Below are 18,594 nucleotides of genomic sequence, written 5' to 3'. Positions count from 1 at the left end.
GCTTTGCTTATTATTTTGGCTAATTTTAAATAATTATTTATTCATTACCCGTTAAGAAAAATATTCTTCATCTCTAATTTTCCATTTTTCTATATCTTCTATGGATATAGCAGGCTCTACAATAATATGTTTTTTTAGATAGCGTCCTTCAAAAAAAGTTTTGCCTCTTGGTTCTATCAGACTTTTTCTTAGAATTCTTTTTATAATGCTTTCTTTGTCAGGATCCGTAATATCCTCTTCCGAAAACTCATTGATCATTTCTTCTGAGAAAGCCCTGATCATTTCATAGTATTCTTTTAATGGTTCTAATGGTTCATCAGGGTCAAAATATCTACGAGTAGGTACAAGATAAACATAAAAAGGGCGAATGATATAATCTTCTCCTACTTCTAATAATTGAGGCATTAAGACATGGTCTTTTATTTTATGATGTTCATCAATATACTCTAATACAGCCTCATATAATTGAATGTACTGGGAGGAGTTCAGGGGTAAGTTCACCATCCAAATGACGTATAATAATATCATTTCCACCAGAAACATTATCATTAAAATACATCGTTCCAAATTTGCTTCCTAAAAATCTTAATAGGGGTTCCGTTTTTTTTATTTCTTCAAAAGTTTTCATTTTTAGATTCTTGATCCTTGGGAGGTTTACTTATAAGATCATAACCATTTTGCCCAGAGAAATGATCCAAATGATTCTTTGAATAGGTATAAGGGGCATTTAATGCTTCTCCAAATTCACTAAATAAAAGCATATCGGGAAATTCTTTAAAAAAAGCTTTTAAAAAAATTATAATAAGATTTTGCTCTGTTGAGAAGTCTATAGTTAGTAAACAACCATAATTTTTTATAAAATTTTCATTTTTAATAGTTTCTTTGAAATATTCTTTATTTAGTCCTCCAAACTCTATTTGTTCAAAATTGTCTACATTAGCTTTAGTTAGAATAGGATCATTTTCATCATTAAAGAAAGAGGCGTTTATATTTTTAGCGATATCCGAAATTTTTGTTAAAATTTCATCTTTTTCAATATACTTTTTATTAATTATAAATACTGTCTCCATTTATTTTAAGTTTTTAATTTGGTTTAAATCTGTTATAACTATTACTCCTTTATCTTGCAGTTGTTTTAATATTGGATGGGATATGTCTGTGTTTTTTCCAAAGTTCTTAATTACCAAAACTACTTGTCTGTTTTTGATATTAATATATTTAATATTTTTTTGGTTCAAATACTTATCAAATTGATTTAAAAACTTATAAGATCCATCGGGCGTTTTTGTTGTTAATGTATTATGACTAATACTTTCCTTACATTCAATAATATATTTAGAGCTACCAACATCAATATCTCCAGCAATGTTTTTTACAGTTCCGTTTTCAATGATTTTAAATTCATTAGCAAAATCTGTTATTTCATCATATTTACTCAATTCCCGCGCAACTTCTCCTTCCCAGTTTTTACCTGAATTTTGGCTTTTAAATGCAGCATCAATCGATTTTTCTAAATCTTTCTCTCGAATATTTGTCCATCTCAGTTCCGTTCCCGCTTGATTGGTAACGTTCCAGAATTTCGCTGTTTCATCTAATCTAGGTATTTGTTTTCCTGCTTCTTCAAAAGTTTTCTTAAGCAAAGATAATTCTTCAGGTGAAAGTTTTTTTATTTCTTTAATTATTTTTGCTGCTTGTAATTCTATCAAAAATTTTTCGAAGTTTAGCATACCGCTTTTTAAGTACTTAATAGCTATTGGTACCAGCTTACTGGCAAACTCTGGATTTACCATCATATTAACAGTAAACATACTGTTTTTAGCAGCTTTTAAAGCTTCTTTCATTTCACCTTTTAATACAGCCTGTTTTATAATGTTTTTGTGTACTCTGTCTTCAAGTCCCTTTATTTTAGATAAATCGTTTTCAAGAATGCGTAATGCTTTTATAGTATCTTCAGCTTCGTTAAAAGCTGTAGCTGCCTTAGCAATAGGTTTAGCCGCTTGTAGTAAAGATTTTAATGCTCCAGCATCTAATGCAACACCTGCAATGGCTATTACTACCCAAACCAAACTTGGATCATCTGTTAATAAACCTACATCATGGAACTCTTTGTTATTTTTATACTCGTTGATGGTTTCGTAGGCGATATCAATACTCATTGCTAAAGATAAAGCACCACCAGCAATAACCACTGGAGTGGCAGCTCCCCAAGTTGCCGCTATAAGGGCTGCAGCAAAGATACCTTGACAAATAGCTAATAATATTTTTTGATTACTTAGTTTAGTATGTTTTTTTGTAATAATGCTATCGTAAATAGTCCCTTTTTCAAGACGTTGTTTTGAATAAGAAGCTTGGAATAATTTGTCAAGTTCATAAATGTGTTCGGGCTTTTCTTGTATATTATTGATCACACTATCCACGTTTTTGGTTTGTGAAATAATATATTTGTACAGAAATGCTTTTAGATCTTTTTTATTGGTGATTTTAGCAAGTGATTCCTTATCAAATTTATCATCTCTAACTAATGGTGTGTATTCGTATAAAGATAGTATAGTAGTATTACCTTGCGTTTCTTTTTGGTTGGCTTCAGCTATCATTCTATTGCCGGAATCTTTTTGATCCTGATTAGGTTTATCTGCAAAACTCATTCTAACCGCCTTTTTAGCCGTCTTAGCGTCCTCAAAGTTTTGTTTAGCTCCCGATTTTATAATACTATTTAATAGGCTGTTTAAGAAAACATCATCATCTAGTTTTTTTTCTTCTTCATATAAAGTATGTTTATAATGTTGTAGCATTTCTACACCAATACGGACGGTTTCGGTTTCAAAGGCAGTTTCATATCTCTTTATAAAATTTTTAAATTCATCAATCCCTCCTCTAAATCCGTTAGTAATTAAATCGTTGGTTAGTTTTTTCTTAACAGGTTCATACTCTGTACTTATATAAGTTACAGAAGTACCCACGCTAGAAGTATGGGTTATGGTTGGAGATAGTTTAGTAAAAGCTATGTATTGTTTGTATAGTTCTTCTAAACCATAAAGTTTGGTTTTTATAGTTTCTAATTCATCATTATTTTTAATATTTTTATTACGGGTTTCTATATATGCTTTAAGCGACTCTTCGATAACTTTCAAATCAGTTGTTTCCTCCGAAACTTTACTCTTATAATCAGCTATTTCTTCATCAGATAACTGCTTTAATAGATCGAGGATACGCGTATTCTGAATGTAATCGGCGGTACTTGTTGCGTCTCTGATAAATTGTTTTTTGTCTGGTGATAGCGTTTCTGTTTCTTTTTCTATATTATTTTCTTTTGCAGATATCTTATAGTTTACAGACGCTCCTTTGGCAACCATATTTTTAACTTCTTCATCAGTAAATTTTGGATTCCATTTCAGATGGCGGGTTATGTTCATCTTAAACTCAGCAAAGTGATTGAGATCTTCATCTGTCTGAATTAATTTGCCATTAAATTTTTGATTTTTTGCTATAACAATAGTATGAGTAATCGAGTCATCATCTTTAGAATTACTGGTTTTAGGTTTTTCCAATGTTGAAGACAAAGTAATATTACCGTTATCCTTTTTATCTTTAAATTTTGCCAACTCTCCATCCATTTTCAATAAAGTTTCCTTATCAAAAACTCCAGAGCCTGTAAGACCATTCTTTCGTTGGAAGTTGATGAGGGCAATCTTTGTATTATTGCCAAAAGAATTTCCGTTTTCAGTGACTTTGTGTCCTAATAAATTGAGCGCCTTATTGAGCGCCAATACATGCAGCCCGCTGTCCAAAAGCTGTATTCTGGCTGAGCCTCTTTCTACTTTATTAAATGCTCTGTTTCTAAAAGGATCGTATGTTATTTGGGTAACTTCTGTTTTTGCGAGGGAAATTTTAGCATCCTGACTGTTGATTTTTTCATATTTTTTTTCATCCTCTTTATTATCTGTAGTTTGCGTTTCGGACCTGTTTGTCCTGGGCGCAAATGTTTTTTGATGTCTGCTCATGTTGTTGGTTATTAGATATTTTCATTGAGATGTGTTAAAGGTTTATTCTGATTTTTGTACAAATGCGCTGAGGCGGGACTGATTTTTTCCAAAAGCCTTTTCGTTTTCTATCATCAGATAAGTGCTTATTAATGAATGAGTAATAATGGTTTCATTACGATCATATATTGCCATCGTTACATTTTTCATAATGTTGCGGATATTAGCACCGGTATAAGAATATTCTTTGGCTAAATGTTTTAAAAGCTCGTCACTTTCAAAGGTTGTATTCTTGGGCAGATAATGTTTCCAAAGTGCTTCCCTGGTGGCTTCTGTCGGACGTATTACATTTACAGATACATCTATACGGCGTTTGAAAGCATCATCCATATTATTTTCAAAATTGGAGGCAAGGATTGTTAATCCGTCGAATTTTTCTATTCGCTGCAATAAATAAGATACTTCCTGGTTGGCATAGCGGTCATGAGCATCTTTTACATCAGAACGTTTTCCAAACAAAGCGTCCGCCTCATCGAAAAACAGCATGCAGTTTTTACCCTGCAGTCTGTTGAATAGTACTTCAAGATTCTTCTCAGTTTCACCAATGTATTTACTCACCACCTGGGAGAGATCTACATGATACATATCAATACCATAAGTGTTGGCAAGTATTCCTGCCAGCATCGTTTTTCCTGTTCCCGGTGCACCGTAGAATAGGGCCATGAAACCCGGTTTAAAACTGTGTTCCCCATTTTTAAAAAAGCCGCTTTCCAATGCTTTGATATAATGTCCAATGGGTTTGATCTGTTCTCTTACATTATTTTCCAAAATAATATCATCCATGGTCAGATCAGACTTGTAAAGCTTCCCCGGAAAGTACGAACCGTGATCTAAGTGTGGCTTTTGACCTGACAAAAAATAGTTTAGATAAGCAGTGTCCAATTCAATCTTTGCATGAATAAACTCCGTTGCAGAACGATTGTAAATAATGTCATTTTTCAGTAATACACTGCCGTTTATCAGTTGGGCACTATACTGCGACCACAAGGACAAATCCTTACCGGCAAGCAAAAAAAGTGAAGTTTGAAAAGTTGGCTTAAAACTTCGGTTACTCTTACTGTATTCGCCGCCTGCTTCAATAGCAAATGCATTGCTGCTTTCTTCTATCTGTACGAATGTTTTTAGCACTGACGGATAATGAGCTGAGGCAACCCCCAGCGCTAAAATTACTCTGTCTATTGCTGTCAGCTGGTGGGTGTTTATCGTAACCGAGTAGGGTGATTCATCATTTATCGTTGGGGGTTCAGGCACTTCATAAGCAGTATCCTCATCCTCTAAAAACAATTCTGTGCAACGCATTTCAATAAGCAATTGCAACCATTTCATTTCTTCGTTTAAAGCATTATGATTTACTTCAGTGGCTTGAAAAAAGTGATTAATTCCTTCCGTTTTTTCATTAACTTTTGTCTTTGCCAATGATTTTTGTTCATGATTAGTTAGAGATTTCATAATTGTATTTTGAGTTGCTTGTGTTAAAATTGGATGGTAAGGCTGGAGAAATACCGGAAAATATTTTTCTTAAAATAGAAAATAATTCTAGAGTAGATTTTGTAGTGTATGAACCAATCAATAAAAAATTGATTACCAGTTCACAAATATGAATTTTTCCTGCCATGGCAGTTTAAAAAGACCAATACCCCAGGAAAGTTTATCAAGTAAAATATCCTGCGCCTTTCGTTCTATGGTAAGGGTGTAATCAAAATCGGTAACTACTAATTTTCCCGACCGTTGGAAAAATTCGTTTTGTAATAATCCCGATGATGATTTTCTCATTGGATTCCAGTTGTGCAGAACACTTTCTATAACATTTTTAGCCTGTGTTTTATGCTTACGCGAAAGTTTAATATGTCTGTTAATCGATTGATTCATCGGAATGTTACATAAGAATTTCTCGAAAATCATGTCGTGTTCAGGAGCATTTGTTTTTCCGGTAGCAATATAATGTAACAAATGTGCACCTAATTCAGGGTCAGTGAGCTGTTGGGTTTCCGGATGAATAAGATCACAATGTTCAAAAAAGGTTTTAATGAATGGGTGTATCAGAATAAGGCCGGCATTTTGAACATATTGCCCATCATTCAGGTGTGGGTTAGCATGCTCTGAAATATTTTCCTTCTGAATCTTTTCTGCTGAATCTTTTGTACCTTCCGGAGTATCAGTAGTATTGTTTTCGAAGCTTTCAATAATCTCATCTTCTTGAATAAAGGGGAATATTTTAGCGACTGCTTTCCATTTCTGAGAGCTGTTTTTTGTTGGTGACTGAACCTTTGCTGGTGATTGACCCTTTGCTGCTACTGTTGCTACTTTTGTAATCTGTTGCAGAAGGTATTCCCGAAGGTTATTAGTTGAAGAGCCCAAATGTTTTGATAATACATCCAGAACTAAACGCCATATGATAAGTCTTTCAGTATTATTAAGCTTAGATATGAGACTGATGACTTCGACCTGCAGGTTGATTTTTAACGCCTTATTTTTTATAACTGTCAGACATAATTGGGCAATCTGCGCATTTGAAAATTGATTGATAATTCGATCCTGAACATGTGGTTTAGACAAAAGGGGAATCATACTTTGGGAGAAGTTATCAGCCAGAATCAGATGATCAAATGCGGCTGGCTCCATAAAAGAAGTCTCTTTTTTGTCCGAATTCCACCAGGGCATATATCCCTTTTCTAAAAAATAGACAAAAGTTTGCACCATCTTTTCCTGATTGTCAATCAGATATGCCTTAGAATCAATTTCTGTTGTTTGATCTGAACCTATAACCGGGTTAATGACTTCTGAAAGTTCTTCTTTAAAAAGTCGAGCAATATTTTCTTTTAATTCAGCATTTAGCGAACTGCTTTTTACATCCAGATCCAATTCTAACCGAGGAATTTGGAGGGTATGGCCGACTAATTGATGCTCCAAAGTATTGATGTACTTCTCTATTTCCGGAAAAACATCCATAGACAAAAAACTGTTAATATCCTCTTTTAGGCTAAATGCTTTTTCTTTGTTGTTAACTGTGATTTCCACAAAGACTTTCTGAATTATATGATCTTGCATCATACTAAATAGGTTTTAATTATACAATATAGAGAGTGTTCAAAGGATTTTACTTCTGATCGAATTCTCCTCCCCAAAAACCTGCAGGGCAAAGACTTAACTTTGATTTTTGTTTTGCACTCAGTCTGCATCCGCAACCTCTTATAAAGCCATCTTTTGGATAGTCTATAACTTCCAGTGTGTCTGGGTTAAGCCATTTCATGGCGTTGCAATTATTACCGTTTTTTAAAGGGCATGCGTTACAAATTTGTTCTCTTAAAGAGAAAATCAGTTCTTCGTTTTGATCAGCTACGCCCATTTTCGAGCGCAATTCATTGAAATGGCCGCCAATGATTTCATTGCGCTTGCCAAAAAGTTTTTTGATATTCATGTTATTAAATTTTAAAAATTATTGGGGTCAAAATTAGAAGATGAAAAGGCATTTTGCGAATTATAAGGACGCTCTATTCTGTCTTTGCAGTAAAAGGCAAAATTGTTTCCCGATTAAATGGAGGTTGCTGTTTTTAGAAATTACAGGGTATAAAAAGACATCACTTTCAAGTGAGAGTAGAGGGAAGTATGCCGTAGTATTTGAAGATTTATTTTTCAAATGGCAATTATTCTCCGGATAAGATTATTTGCTATGTGTATAGAGAAAGTCTTAGAGCTAAATTTTTATTTTTCAAAAAAAACATTCAATGGTTTGATTATGATGGTTTTATTCTTTTGTTTTTTTATTTTTTTTTCGAAAAATAAAAATTCGATTTACTGCAAAGACTGTATTGAGAGCTCCAAATATTTGTCTTTTGAGGAGGGGGGATTGTATGTTTGCACCACAATAACTAAGAACAGAAATTATGATTAATAATGTATTAACAGTTTTACAAAATAAGCTAAATGAGCCAAATGGTTTATATAACCCAATTTTTCCTAATGAAGTAGAAATCGCTGTTGTAGGTGATATCGCAAAACATGATGACGAAGACTCTCGGCTTAGCGACAAGGTAATAATTACTCTTTTAAGTGTTGAGGAAGAATCAACATTGAAAAATAGATCAAGATACCAGCAGGTAGTGGTAGAATCTCAACCGACCCGATATGACAAGGAGAGTGCTCCGGCTTATTTAAACCTTTATGTAATGATCGCAGCCAACAGAAGTATGTATAACAAAGGGTTGCTGAATATCTCGAAAGTTATTGAAATATTTCAAGCAAATAATGTATTAGAATATATTGGATCCAATCAAGAAGATAATTTTAAGTTCAGAATTGAATTGCATTCTATCCCCTTTGATCAGCTAAGTTATATCTGGGGATTATTAGGTGGGAAGATCATGCCGTCTGTCTTATATAAAATCAGTGTAATAAAAATTGTAGCTAAAGAGACAAAACCTGTTGAACTGATTAATGACGTTAATATACAAAGTATTAAAGTTAATTAACCATAAAATAAAAACTAATAACCTTTTCAAATTTTTTAACATGTTAAATCTAACAACACCGGGAGTTTCTATTGAAGAAATTACAAAACTTCCTTATTCTGTTGCATTAGCAGAAACAGCCATACCTGTGTTTATAGGGTATACTGAGCTAATACCTGATCAATATAAAAATGCTTTTAAAATCGGTTCTCTTTTGGAATATGAACGCTCTTTCGGGGGACCAAAAAAAGAGGGCATTCAGCTAAAAGAGGTAAAAGATAAAGGGGTGGCTCTAATACCACCTCCGGTACAATTTCTAATGTACTATTCACTTCAAATGTATTTTGCGAATGGCGGGGGGCCTTGCTATATTATTTCTGCAGGAAAATACCCTTCAACAGGAGAAGTACAGCTGTCTGCACTGGAGACAGGGGTACAGATGATTGACTATATAAAAGAACCAAGTCTTATTATTCTCCCTGATGCGATCTCGCTAGCTAATGAAGAAGATTTTTATACAATCTCCAATCAGGTAATTGAGAAAGCAAAAGTAAAGACAGAAAATAGATTTGCTATACTGGATACCTATTACGGAAACTCTGTAAAGGGATCCAATGATCTTACTACTATTGATATCTTTAGAAATAAAGTGAATTCAACCAGTCATGCTGCAGCCTATTTCCCACATTTAAAAACTATTTTGAACTATTCTTTTGATGAGAATAAAACACCAATTGTACATAAAGGTTTACAGGAGCCTAAGCAGGAAAGCTCTGTTTTTTATAAAGGGGAGATAGCGGCTTTAAGTGAACTGCAAAACTTAGCAAACATGGAAATTTCAGGTGGATCTCCTGATCCTTTTATACTTGCTGATTTCTTAGGACAGGCTATTGCCATTGCAGAAGAAATTAATGAATCCGCTGATGCGGTATCTCATGGAAAATCAAGTTTAATTCTGGCAATTAATGAATCAAAAGCTGTGTTAGAAGCTATATATGATGGAACAATTGATGATTTTACTGTTCCTGATGATTTGGATGAAAGCGCGCCTGCTTTCAGTGGGGAATTTGAAGCGCTAAAGTCTGCAATTGTTGATGTGAAAGACGAAGAAGGAGAGGCAAATGGTATTACCCTTAAAAATTTAGAGTCCTCAAATTCTGCATTATACAATCAGGTGAAGAAAGAAATACAGTCGTTGAAAGTTGTTTTACCCCCATCATCTGCAATGGCTGGTGTATACAACAGGGTAGACAGTATAAGAGGGGTGTGGAAAGCTCCCGCCAACGTAGGTTTTAATTATGTAGTTGCTCCCACAGAAAAAATTTCAGATCAGGAACAGGCAAAACTACATATAGATGATACAGGAAAATCAATCAATGCAATTAGAACTTTTACAGGAAAAGGGACATTAGTATGGGGAGCCAGAACGCTGGACGGAATGGACAAAAAAGATGGGAAAGACAATGAATGGAAGTATGTGAATGTACGTCGCTATTATAATATGCTAAAGCAAGCGATAAGTAAAACACTTCATGAATTTATTGACGAACCCAATATACGACCTACCTGGTTACAGGCAAAAGCTACTCTTGAAAATTTTCTTAACCAGCAATGGATGGAAGGTGCATTGGCAGGGATTACACCAAAAGAAGCTTATTTTGTTGAAGTAGGTGCAGATGAAGATGAAACTAAAACCAAAACGATGAGTGTAACGGTAAAAGTAGCATTAGCACGACCGGCGGAATTTATTATATTACGTTTTTCACACCAATTACAAGAATCTTAGAAATTACAATCAATCACGAATATATATTCGAAGTTCAGCTTCGAAGAATAATTAATATTAACATTAAATTTTTTAAAAATGAATTACAAAACCCCTGGAGCTTACGTGGAGGAACAGTCTACATTTCCACCTTCCGTAGCACAAGTTGAAACAGCTATTCCAGCTTTTATCGGATATACCGAATTAGGACCCCAAAATAAACCAACAAGAATCTCTTCTATGCTGGAGTATGAGCAACTTTTTGGACATGCTAAGCCGGAACCTTTAGCTGTAGCTTTTAGAGATGGCGTTGCAACAGCAGTGCAGACTAAAGTAAACGATTTTAAAATGTACTATGCGATGCAAATGTATTTTGCCAATGGAGGTGGTGCATGTTATATTGTTTCTGTAGGACCTGAAGGGTATCCTGCATCCGTAAATACTGTAGAATTACAGGCAGGTCTTGACTTATTAAAAAAAGAGGACGAACCAACTCTTATCGTTTTCCCTGATCTTCAGGATTTAGTTCCTGCTGCTTCAGATATTGCTGCTGCTGCCAAAGCTTCTGAAGCCTCAGAAAGTAATGAAACTTTTGCCACTATTGCAAAAACTGCCTCAAAAGCTGTTGCAGATGCTGCAAATTCTGCCGGTCCAACTATACAGCATATTATAGATGCTACTGTTGCAAAAGCCAATACTTACAAAATTACCAATCCTAATGATGCTAATGAAGTTGCTGCAGCTCAGGCAGCTCAGGTAGTTGTAGAAGCAGGTAAAGCTGCTGCTGCAGTTCCAAATGCTCAGGTGGCTGACGTTAAGATTGATATACAAATTGCTGCATCTAAGTTTGATTCAGTATGGAGTAGTGCTAAAAGTGTTGCAGAGAGTACTGCTGATTTTAAAACGTCACTGGTTTCCAGAGCCGGTGATCAGGATACAATCACTAAAGCCTACAATTTATATAATAAAGCTTTAGATCAGGCAGAATTATTAAAAGACAGGTTTGTCATTATGGATGTCCTGGGAGATGATGCTACCTTTAGAAATGAAGTGTCTGCTTCAGGTCTAAAATATGGAGCAGCCTATCATCCTAAATTGAAAACAGTTCTAAGTTATGATTTCAAAGATGATAAAGTACCGGTTACTGGTGTATATGGTAGCAGAAATTTAGCTGATTTAAAAGCAAATCATTCAGAGTTGTATAATCAGGCTAAGCAAGCTATTGAATCTAAACAGGTGATTCTTGCTCCATCCTCAGCAATGGCGGGAGTTTACGCCAAGGTAGACAGTACTGCCGGAGTATTTAAATCACCAGCTAACGTTGGTCTTAACTATGTTGTGGCTCCAACCGTAAAAATTACTACTAAGGAGCAGGATCTTCTTAACGTAGATACTACGTATGGAAAATCAATTAACGTTATCAGAACTTTCACAGGAAAAGGGACATTGGTTTGGGGAGCAAGAACGCTGGACGGAAACAGCAATGAATGGAAATATGTATCCGTACGTCGTTTCTTCAGCATGGTAGAAGAATCTGTGAAAAAAGCAACAGAGCGTTTCGTATTTGAACCGAATACAGCGAATACATGGGTTCGTGTACAGACCATGATCGAGAATTTCCTTGATCAGCAGTGGAGAGACGGAGCATTGGCAGGGAGCAAACCGGAAGAAGCTTATTACGTAAGTGTTGGTCTGAACAAAACAATGTCCGCTCAGGATATTTTAGAAGGAAGAATGAACATCGAGATCGGAATGGCAGCCGTACGTCCGGCTGAATTTATCGTGCTTCGTTTTTCACACAAATTACAGGAAGCATAAAATAACTTAAATAACAACAAAAATATAAATACATTATGAGTACATATCCATTAGTAAAGTTTGCCTTTGAAGTAGATTGGGGCGGAACAAAAGTAGGTTTCCAGGAAGTAAGCGGTCTAAACGTTGAAGCCGGTTTAATTGAATACAGACACGGAGCAAGTCCTGACTTTAGTAAAATCAAAATGCCCGGACTGAAAGTTTTCAGTAACATCACTTTAAAGAGAGGAACTTTCAAAAAGGACAATGAGTTTTTTAACTGGTTTCAGACTACTCAGCTTAATACCGTAGAGCGCAGAACCATTACAATTTCCCTTTTAGATGAGAACGGAGAGCCTGCAGTGACCTGGAAAGTAAAAAATGCATTCCCGCTTAAATTACAATCTACAGATCTTAAAGCTGAAGGTAATGAGGTGGCTATTGAAACCTTAGAACTTGCACACGAAGGATTAACTATTGAAAATAACTAATATTAATTTAAAATTTTAAAAAAATGAGTTACAAAACACCAGGAGTCTACGTTGAGGAAATTGCAACATTCCCACCATCAGTAGCACAAGTAGAAACGGCTATCCCGGCTTTTGTTGGGTACACAGATAAAGGGCCTAGAAATGAACCAACAAGAATCTCTTCTATGTTGGAATATAAAACAATTTTTGGAGAAGCATTGCCTGAAGCTTTCAAGATTAACATCAATGGTAATTCTCTTGAAACTGAGGTCGCTCTAAGTCCTTTCAAAATGTATTATGCGATGCAAATGTATTTTGCCAATGGCGGCGGACCATGTTATATCGTTTCTGTAGGAGTAAAAACAGTAGGTTTTCCAACTAAAGTAGAATTAGCTGAATTGGAAAAAGGTCTTGCGACTCTGGAAAAAGAAGACGAACCAACCCTTATTGTTTTCCCGGATGCTGAAGGTTTGGATGCGAATATCTATAGTTTTTATGAATCTGCTTTAGATCATGCTGAACTTATGAAAGACAGATTTGTGATCATGGATGTTGTAGGTGATGATTCTACTACAGGTGCTGATTTTAGAGCAGTTATTAATTTTAGAGAAGGTGTAGACGCTGGGCCAAGCGGTGAGCGTTTAAAATATGGTGCAGCTTATTACCCAAAACTAGAAACAATCTTAAGCTATAATTTTGATGAGAAGGAGGTTGAAATCAGCAGCCCTCAATCAGATTTTACTTTAAGAAATGAAGATGCTACCTATTTATCTGATTTAAAAAAGAGCGATTCAGATTTGTATAACAGAGCTAAAAAACTGATTGAATCTAAACGAGTAGTATTGGCACCATCATCAGCAATGGCGGGAGTTTACGCTAAGGTAGACAGTACTGCGGGAGTATTTAAAGCACCAGCTAATGTAGGTCTTAACTATGTAGTAGCTCCAACTGTAAAAATCTCTCATGAAGATCAGGATAAACTGAATGTGGATCCAGCTGCTGGAAAATCAATTAACGCAATCAGAACTTTCACAGGAAAAGGGACATTGGTTTGGGGAGCAAGAACGCTGGACGGAAACAGCAATGAATGGAAATATGTATCCGTACGTCGTTTCTTCAGCATGGTAGAAGAATCTGTGAAAAAAGCAACAGAGCGTTTCGTATTTGAACCGAATACAGCGAATACATGGGTTCGTGTACAGACCATGATCGAGAATTTCCTTGATCAGCAGTGGAGAGACGGAGCATTGGCAGGGAGCAAACCGGAAGAAGCTTATTACGTAAGTGTTGGTCTGAACAAAACAATGTCCGCTCAGGATATTTTAGAAGGAAGAATGAACATCGAGATCGGAATGGCAGCCGTACGTCCGGCTGAATTTATTGTGCTTCGTTTTTCACACAAATTACAGGAAGCATAAAATAACTTAAATAATAACAAAAATATAAATACATTATGAGTACATATCCATTAGTAAAGTTTGCCTTTGAAGTAGATTGGGGCGGAACAAAAGTAGGTTTCCAGGAAGTAAGCGGTTTAAACGTTGAAGCCGGTTTAATTGAATACAGACACGGAGCGAGTCCTGACTTTAGTAAAATCAAGATGCCCGGCCTGAAAGTTTTCAGTAACATCACTTTAAAGAGAGGAACTTTCAAAAAGGACAATGAGTTTTTTAACTGGTTTCAGACTACTCAGCTTAATACCGTAGAGCGCAGAACCATTACAATTTCCCTTTTAGATGAGAACGGAGAGCCTGCAGTGACCTGGAAAGTAAAAAATGCATTTCCGCTTAAATTACAATCTACAGATCTTAAAGCTGAAGGTAATGAGGTGGCTATTGAAACCCTGGAACTTGCACATGAAGGATTAACTATTGAAAATAACTAATCATGGCTCTTTTATATCCTCCAACTAGTTTCTCTTTTATTGTTAATGGGATTTCAACAACAGAGGGTATTGACTCCAGATTTCAGTCTGTATCTGGTTTATCAACAGAAATTACAACTGAAGAATACGCCGAAGGAGGTGAAAACAGATTTAGCCATCAGCTTCCTTTGCGGCCAAAATATCCAAATTTAGTTCTTAAGCGTGGATTAATCGTAAGTTCCGGATTGATAAGCTGGTGTAGAAACGCTATGGAAAACTTCGAATTTGAACCCAGAAACCTCATCATTACCCTTTCAGGAGGACTTCAGTCTACAGCACCTTTAATGGTATGGAATGTAGTTGGGGCTTATCCTGTAAAATGGGAAGTTTCAGAATTCAACGCAGAAGAAAGCAAACTTGCTATAGAAACCATAGAACTGAAATACAGATATTTCACAATACCCTCATCGTTAGCAAGCTTAGGCTTGTAATTTCTAAATCAAATCTAAGCACATACCGGTGTGTTAGCTTAAAGATAACATTCAGCAAAATTTTTCAGATAAAAGGAAAAAGATTGGTCTATAACAAGACTGAACACACTCCTTATGTGCTTAGATTTTTTTAAATAAATACGTTAAATAATTGGTTTTAAGTTTTTTACGTATTGATAAATAATTAAAAACAAACGAAATGCCAATAGAAATAAAAGAACTTTACATTAAAATAAATGTGGACGAAAAAGCAGCAGCAACCACAACTGCCACATCGGTAGATGAAGCGCAAATCATGCGGGCAATCAGCGAAAGTGTAGAGCAGGTAGTCAATATAGAACAACGTAAAAAAGAAAGATAATGGCAGGAGAAATAAAAAAAGTAACTATAGGAACATATGAGGATTCTACCTATGGAAGAATAATTAGTAGTGATGCTTTTGTACCTCTTATTAATCCAACGGGATTTTCTTTTACACGTAGGAATGATTTCAATAGCGAGCAAGAAAATGGAGCAACAGCATCCGATCCAAAATTTGTTAAGGCCGGTCCGCCGTCTTTACAATTGGAATTTTTATTTGATGGTACGGGAGTAACAGAATCTAATCCAGGTAATAAGCTTATCAATAAAATTAAAGGGAAATTATTTGAAAAAGAAGCAGTAACAGACCAATTGTATAAATTTTATGAAGCGACTGGGGCGTATGATGGTACCATTCATAAACCACATAACGTCATTGTTATTTGGGGAAAATTTGAATTTAAAGGAATTCTTAATGAATTTACAATAGATTATAAATTATTTAATAATAATGGGACTCCATTAAGAGCGATCGGAAAAGCAACTTTCGTTGGGGCAATCAGCAATGAACTTGCTGCAAAAACGGTGAAAAAAAATTCTCCAGACCTTACCCACAAAAGAACAGTACAGGATGGAGATACATTACCCTTAATGACCGAAAGAATTTATGGAGACTCCAAATACTATCTGGAAGTCGCTAAAGTAAATGGAATCATCAATTTTAGACAGTTAACACCAGGGCAAGATCTGTTCTTTCCGCCTATAGAAAAAGTTTCATAATATGAATAATAGCGGATACATAAAAACAGCGAAAAACCCGGATTTAATAACTTTTAAAGTGATGTCCGGAGGTAAAGAACTGCCAGGCAAATATGGTGTGAAAAGCATTGTCGTGGAAAAAGAAGTCAACAGAATTCCTTATGCCCGCATCGTAATTTTAGACGGAAGTGTGCCGGAACAAGACTTTAAATTAAGCAATGAAGAGCTGTTAATTCCCGGAAAAGAAATTGAGATCACTGCCGGATACCATTCTGAAGAAGAAACCATTTTTAAAGGAGTTGTTGTAAAGCATAACATTAAAATCAGAAGTGGAGCATCTTATCTCATCGTAGAATGCAGAGATAAGGCTGTGAAAATGACCTTAGGAAGGAAAAGCAAATATTTCTACGAAAGTAAAGACAGTGATATCATTGAAGAGCTTATTGGTAACAGCGGGCTTACTGCTGATGTAGAAGCCTCTTCAAATTCACATAAAGAACTCGTTCAGTACCAAGCGTCGGATTGGGATTTTATGTTAACCAGAGCACAGGCCAATGGCAAACTGTGTTTTGTTGAAGATGGAACCATCAAAGTTGCTAAACCTGATTTTAGCGGAAAAGAGGTAGAAACCGTTGTTTACGGATCATCTGTACACGAATTTGACGGAGAGATTGATGCAAGAGATCAATTCAGTAAAATTATTGCCAAAACATGGAGTTATACCGACCAGGAACTGACAGAAGTTGAAGCTCAGGACCCGGCAATTAATCTCAATGGGAATCTTTCATCGGGAGATTTAGCAGACGTTTTTGGAATTGAAGATTTACAACTTAAACATGGTGGAAATCTTACTCAGGGTGAACTGCAGGAATGGAGCGATGCAAAAGCAACTTTCCAACAGTTAGCAAAAACAAGAGGAAGAGTAAAATTTCAGGGCATTCCATCCGTTAAACCGGGAGTTTCATTAGCACTACAAGGAGTAGGAAACCGATTTAACGGAAAAATATACATAACAGGTGTTCGTCACGAAATAGCCGAAGGAAATTGGTTGGTTGACGCACAATTCGGACTTTCTCCCACATGGTTCTCAGAAACTTATGATATAAGCGAAATGCCTGGTTCAGGAATTATTCCTGCAATTAGCGGATTACATATTGGTGTTGTATCACAATTGGAATCTGATCCGGATGGCGAAGACAGAATTTTAGTACAAATTCCAATCATTAACAACGAAGAGGAGGGCATTTGGGCACGGGTTGCCACCCTTGATGCAGGAGAAAACAGAGGTTCATTTTTCAGACCGGAAATCGGAGATGAGGTAATCATCGGATTTATTAATGATGATCCCAATGACGCAGTTGTGCTGGGAATGTTAAACAGCAGTGCAAAACCGGCTCCTATTGTAGCTTCTGATGATAATAATGAAAAGGGATTTGTAACCCGAAGCGAAATGAAAATGATCTTCAATGATGATAAAATTTCATACACCCTTGAAACACCAAAAGGCAAAAAAATCATTGTAGATGAAGATGCTGATGTTATTACCATTAAAGATGACCATTCCAATATTCTTACGCTTAATAAAGAGGGTATCAGTATGGAAAGTGGTAAAGACATCAAGATCAAAGCAAAAGGAGATATTAATCTGGAAGGAACCAATATCAATGTAAAGGCAAGCGCCCAGCTAAAAGCAGAAGGAAGTTCGGGCTCTGAACTTAAATCGGGAGCAGTAACAGTAGTGAAAGGGTCCCAAGTTAAAATCAATTAATCATGAAACCCGCAGCAAGAATTACAGATATGCATACCTGTCCTATGGTGACGGGAACTGTTCCACATGTTGGAGGCCCTATAATACCTGCAGGAGAACCTACTGTACTTATCGGGGGGAAGCCTGCAGCCAGAGTGGGAGACAAAGCAGTATGCACAGGACCTTTGGATACCATTGCATCAGGATCTTCAAGTGTCATGATAGGCGGAAAACCTGCCGCAAGAATGGGCGATTCTACAGCGCATGGAGGCGTGATAACCGCAGGTGAAGCTACTGTTTTAATAGGGGGGTAATATAAAGATAAGGTTTTGAACCTCTTAATACATATTATCTGTCTGAAAGTAAAAATGTAAAACATCAATAACAAGACCGTTAAAATAACTGAAACTCTATGTTACAGATGCAAGATGTTACAATTATATATAACAAATAACGTATGAAAATAAATACAGATTTTTTAGGAATAGGCTGGAGCTTCCCGCCTGAGTTTAATGAGACTGAAGGAAAACTGGCAATGACCACTGATGTAGAAGACATCAATAATAGTCTTCTTATTTTGTTATCAACACGTCCTGGTGAACGTGTCATGTTCCCTAACTACGGATGTGACCTGCAGGAAATGCTCTTTAAACCTCTGGACTTAACGCTGATCACCCAGATGACAGGGATCATTGAACGTGCTATTTTATATCATGAGCCCAGAATAAACATTTTAAGTATTGATATTGATACCCAGGATGAACTTGAGGGAGAAGTTTTGATACAAATTGACTACGAAGTAAGAAATACGAACACAAGAAGCAATATTGTTTTTCCTTTTTATAAAGGAGAAGCTACTGAAATATAATGAATGACGGGATGTCTGTAGCCATTTTGAATACTACCAAACATTACA

At 35.9% G+C, this 18,594-nt stretch carries 18 protein-coding genes; 12 read left to right on the top strand and 6 right to left on the bottom strand.

Annotated elements, in window-relative coordinates:
• Positions 1–51 precede the first annotated feature (51 nt).
• The 6 genes from LF887_RS15605 to LF887_RS15580 form a co-directional block, all read right to left on the bottom strand.
• Positions 52–504, bottom strand: coding sequence for a hypothetical protein (locus tag LF887_RS15605; protein ID WP_236855171.1), 453 nt, complete (start codon positions 502–504; stop codon positions 52–54).
• Between the two features lie 110 nt (positions 505–614).
• Positions 615–1,070: a hypothetical protein gene (locus tag LF887_RS15600; protein WP_236855170.1), complete on the bottom strand. Its 456-nt coding sequence runs from the start codon at positions 1,068–1,070 to the stop codon at positions 615–617.
• Positions 1,071–4,001: a peptidoglycan-binding domain-containing protein gene (locus LF887_RS15595; RefSeq protein WP_236855169.1), complete on the bottom strand. Its 2,931-nt coding sequence runs from the start codon at positions 3,999–4,001 to the stop codon at positions 1,071–1,073. It abuts the gene before it with no gap.
• A 42-nt stretch (positions 4,002–4,043) separates the two neighbouring features.
• Positions 4,044–5,489 (bottom strand): ATP-binding protein, encoded by a 1,446-nt coding sequence (locus LF887_RS15590; RefSeq protein ID WP_236855168.1) that lies wholly within the window; start codon positions 5,487–5,489, stop codon positions 4,044–4,046.
• Positions 5,490–5,621: 132 nt separating this feature from the next.
• Positions 5,622–7,091: a contractile injection system tape measure protein gene (locus LF887_RS15585; protein ID WP_236855167.1), complete on the bottom strand. Its 1,470-nt coding sequence runs from the start codon at positions 7,089–7,091 to the stop codon at positions 5,622–5,624.
• A 46-nt stretch (positions 7,092–7,137) separates the two neighbouring features.
• The gene (locus tag LF887_RS15580) at positions 7,138–7,458 is read right to left on the bottom strand and encodes a hypothetical protein (RefSeq protein WP_236855166.1); all 321 of its coding nucleotides are present in this window, start codon (positions 7,456–7,458) and stop codon (positions 7,138–7,140) included.
• Positions 7,459–7,924: 466 nt separating this feature from the next.
• On the opposite strand from LF887_RS15580, the gene LF887_RS15575 reads away from it, so the two are divergent.
• The 12 genes from LF887_RS15575 (at position 7,925) to LF887_RS15520 (ending at position 18,546) form a co-directional block, all read left to right on the top strand.
• Positions 7,925–8,509: a DUF4255 domain-containing protein gene (locus LF887_RS15575; protein ID WP_236855165.1), complete on the top strand. Its 585-nt coding sequence runs from the start codon at positions 7,925–7,927 to the stop codon at positions 8,507–8,509.
• 40 nt (positions 8,510–8,549) lie between these two features.
• Entirely contained in the window at positions 8,550–10,274 is a 1,725-nt protein-coding gene (locus LF887_RS15570) for a phage tail sheath family protein (protein ID WP_236855164.1), read from the top strand.
• A 78-nt stretch (positions 10,275–10,352) separates the two neighbouring features.
• Positions 10,353–12,071 (top strand): phage tail sheath family protein, encoded by a 1,719-nt coding sequence (locus LF887_RS15565; RefSeq protein WP_236855163.1) that lies wholly within the window; start codon positions 10,353–10,355, stop codon positions 12,069–12,071.
• 35 nt (positions 12,072–12,106) lie between these two features.
• Positions 12,107–12,538, top strand: a complete 432-nt coding sequence (locus LF887_RS15560) for a phage tail protein (RefSeq protein WP_236855161.1) — start codon at positions 12,107–12,109, stop codon at positions 12,536–12,538.
• A 23-nt stretch (positions 12,539–12,561) separates the two neighbouring features.
• Positions 12,562–13,935: a phage tail sheath family protein gene (locus tag LF887_RS15555; RefSeq protein WP_236855162.1), complete on the top strand. Its 1,374-nt coding sequence runs from the start codon at positions 12,562–12,564 to the stop codon at positions 13,933–13,935.
• Between the two features lie 35 nt (positions 13,936–13,970).
• Positions 13,971–14,402, top strand: coding sequence for a phage tail protein (locus LF887_RS15550; RefSeq protein WP_236855161.1), 432 nt, complete (start codon positions 13,971–13,973; stop codon positions 14,400–14,402).
• 2 nt (positions 14,403–14,404) lie between these two features.
• On the top strand, positions 14,405–14,872 hold the full coding sequence (locus LF887_RS15545; RefSeq protein ID WP_236855160.1) for a phage tail protein: 468 nt from the start codon (positions 14,405–14,407) through the stop codon (positions 14,870–14,872).
• Between the two features lie 199 nt (positions 14,873–15,071).
• Positions 15,072–15,233 carry a DUF5908 family protein gene (locus LF887_RS15540; protein WP_236855159.1) on the top strand — a complete coding sequence of 54 codons (162 nt, stop codon included), beginning with the start codon at positions 15,072–15,074 and terminating at the stop codon, positions 15,231–15,233.
• Positions 15,233–15,952 (top strand): CIS tube protein, encoded by a 720-nt coding sequence (locus LF887_RS15535; RefSeq protein WP_236855158.1) that lies wholly within the window; start codon positions 15,233–15,235, stop codon positions 15,950–15,952. The genes LF887_RS15540 and LF887_RS15535 overlap by 1 nt, the downstream gene beginning before the upstream one ends.
• Position 15,953: 1 nt before the next feature.
• Positions 15,954–17,699: a type VI secretion system tip protein VgrG gene (gene vgrG / locus LF887_RS15530; protein WP_236855157.1), complete on the top strand. Its 1,746-nt coding sequence runs from the start codon at positions 15,954–15,956 to the stop codon at positions 17,697–17,699.
• A gap of 2 nt (positions 17,700–17,701) precedes the next feature.
• Entirely contained in the window at positions 17,702–17,992 is a 291-nt protein-coding gene (locus LF887_RS15525) for a PAAR domain-containing protein (protein ID WP_236855156.1), read from the top strand.
• A 143-nt stretch (positions 17,993–18,135) separates the two neighbouring features.
• Positions 18,136–18,546, top strand: coding sequence for a GPW/gp25 family protein (locus tag LF887_RS15520; RefSeq protein WP_236855155.1), 411 nt, complete (start codon positions 18,136–18,138; stop codon positions 18,544–18,546).
• Positions 18,547–18,594 lie beyond the last annotated feature (48 nt).

It is taken from the genome of Chryseobacterium sp. MEBOG06, from assembly GCF_021869765.1.
In the GTDB taxonomy this organism is placed as follows: domain Bacteria; phylum Bacteroidota; class Bacteroidia; order Flavobacteriales; family Weeksellaceae; genus Chryseobacterium.
Note: the sequence above shows the minus strand (reverse complement) of the source record. Positions and strands in the feature narration are given on the sequence as shown.

What these genes read in the sequence shown, in the direction of transcription:
- LF887_RS15605 (WP_236855171.1), bottom strand. Translation starts at nt 504, where the DNA reads ATGGTGAACTTACCCCTGAACTCCTCCCAGTACATTCAATTATATGAG.
- LF887_RS15535 (WP_236855158.1), top strand. Translation starts at nt 15,233, where the DNA reads ATGGCAGGAGAAATAAAAAAAGTAACTATAGGAACATATGAGGATTCT.
- LF887_RS15595 (WP_236855169.1), bottom strand. Translation starts at nt 4,001, where the DNA reads ATGAGCAGACATCAAAAAACATTTGCGCCCAGGACAAACAGGTCCGAA.
- LF887_RS15565 (WP_236855163.1), top strand. Translation starts at nt 10,353, where the DNA reads ATGAATTACAAAACCCCTGGAGCTTACGTGGAGGAACAGTCTACATTT.
- vgrG (WP_236855157.1), top strand. Translation starts at nt 15,954, where the DNA reads ATGAATAATAGCGGATACATAAAAACAGCGAAAAACCCGGATTTAATA.
- LF887_RS15580 (WP_236855166.1), bottom strand. Translation starts at nt 7,458, where the DNA reads ATGAATATCAAAAAACTTTTTGGCAAGCGCAATGAAATCATTGGCGGC.
- LF887_RS15600 (WP_236855170.1), bottom strand. Translation starts at nt 1,070, where the DNA reads ATGGAGACAGTATTTATAATTAATAAAAAGTATATTGAAAAAGATGAA.
- LF887_RS15585 (WP_236855167.1), bottom strand. Translation starts at nt 7,091, where the DNA reads ATGATGCAAGATCATATAATTCAGAAAGTCTTTGTGGAAATCACAGTT.
- LF887_RS15520 (WP_236855155.1), top strand. Translation starts at nt 18,136, where the DNA reads ATGAAAATAAATACAGATTTTTTAGGAATAGGCTGGAGCTTCCCGCCT.
- LF887_RS15545 (WP_236855160.1), top strand. Translation starts at nt 14,405, where the DNA reads ATGGCTCTTTTATATCCTCCAACTAGTTTCTCTTTTATTGTTAATGGG.
- LF887_RS15550 (WP_236855161.1), top strand. Translation starts at nt 13,971, where the DNA reads ATGAGTACATATCCATTAGTAAAGTTTGCCTTTGAAGTAGATTGGGGC.
- LF887_RS15570 (WP_236855164.1), top strand. Translation starts at nt 8,550, where the DNA reads ATGTTAAATCTAACAACACCGGGAGTTTCTATTGAAGAAATTACAAAA.
- LF887_RS15555 (WP_236855162.1), top strand. Translation starts at nt 12,562, where the DNA reads ATGAGTTACAAAACACCAGGAGTCTACGTTGAGGAAATTGCAACATTC.
- LF887_RS15575 (WP_236855165.1), top strand. Translation starts at nt 7,925, where the DNA reads ATGATTAATAATGTATTAACAGTTTTACAAAATAAGCTAAATGAGCCA.
- LF887_RS15590 (WP_236855168.1), bottom strand. Translation starts at nt 5,489, where the DNA reads ATGAAATCTCTAACTAATCATGAACAAAAATCATTGGCAAAGACAAAA.
- LF887_RS15540 (WP_236855159.1), top strand. Translation starts at nt 15,072, where the DNA reads ATGCCAATAGAAATAAAAGAACTTTACATTAAAATAAATGTGGACGAA.
- LF887_RS15525 (WP_236855156.1), top strand. Translation starts at nt 17,702, where the DNA reads ATGAAACCCGCAGCAAGAATTACAGATATGCATACCTGTCCTATGGTG.
- LF887_RS15560 (WP_236855161.1), top strand. Translation starts at nt 12,107, where the DNA reads ATGAGTACATATCCATTAGTAAAGTTTGCCTTTGAAGTAGATTGGGGC.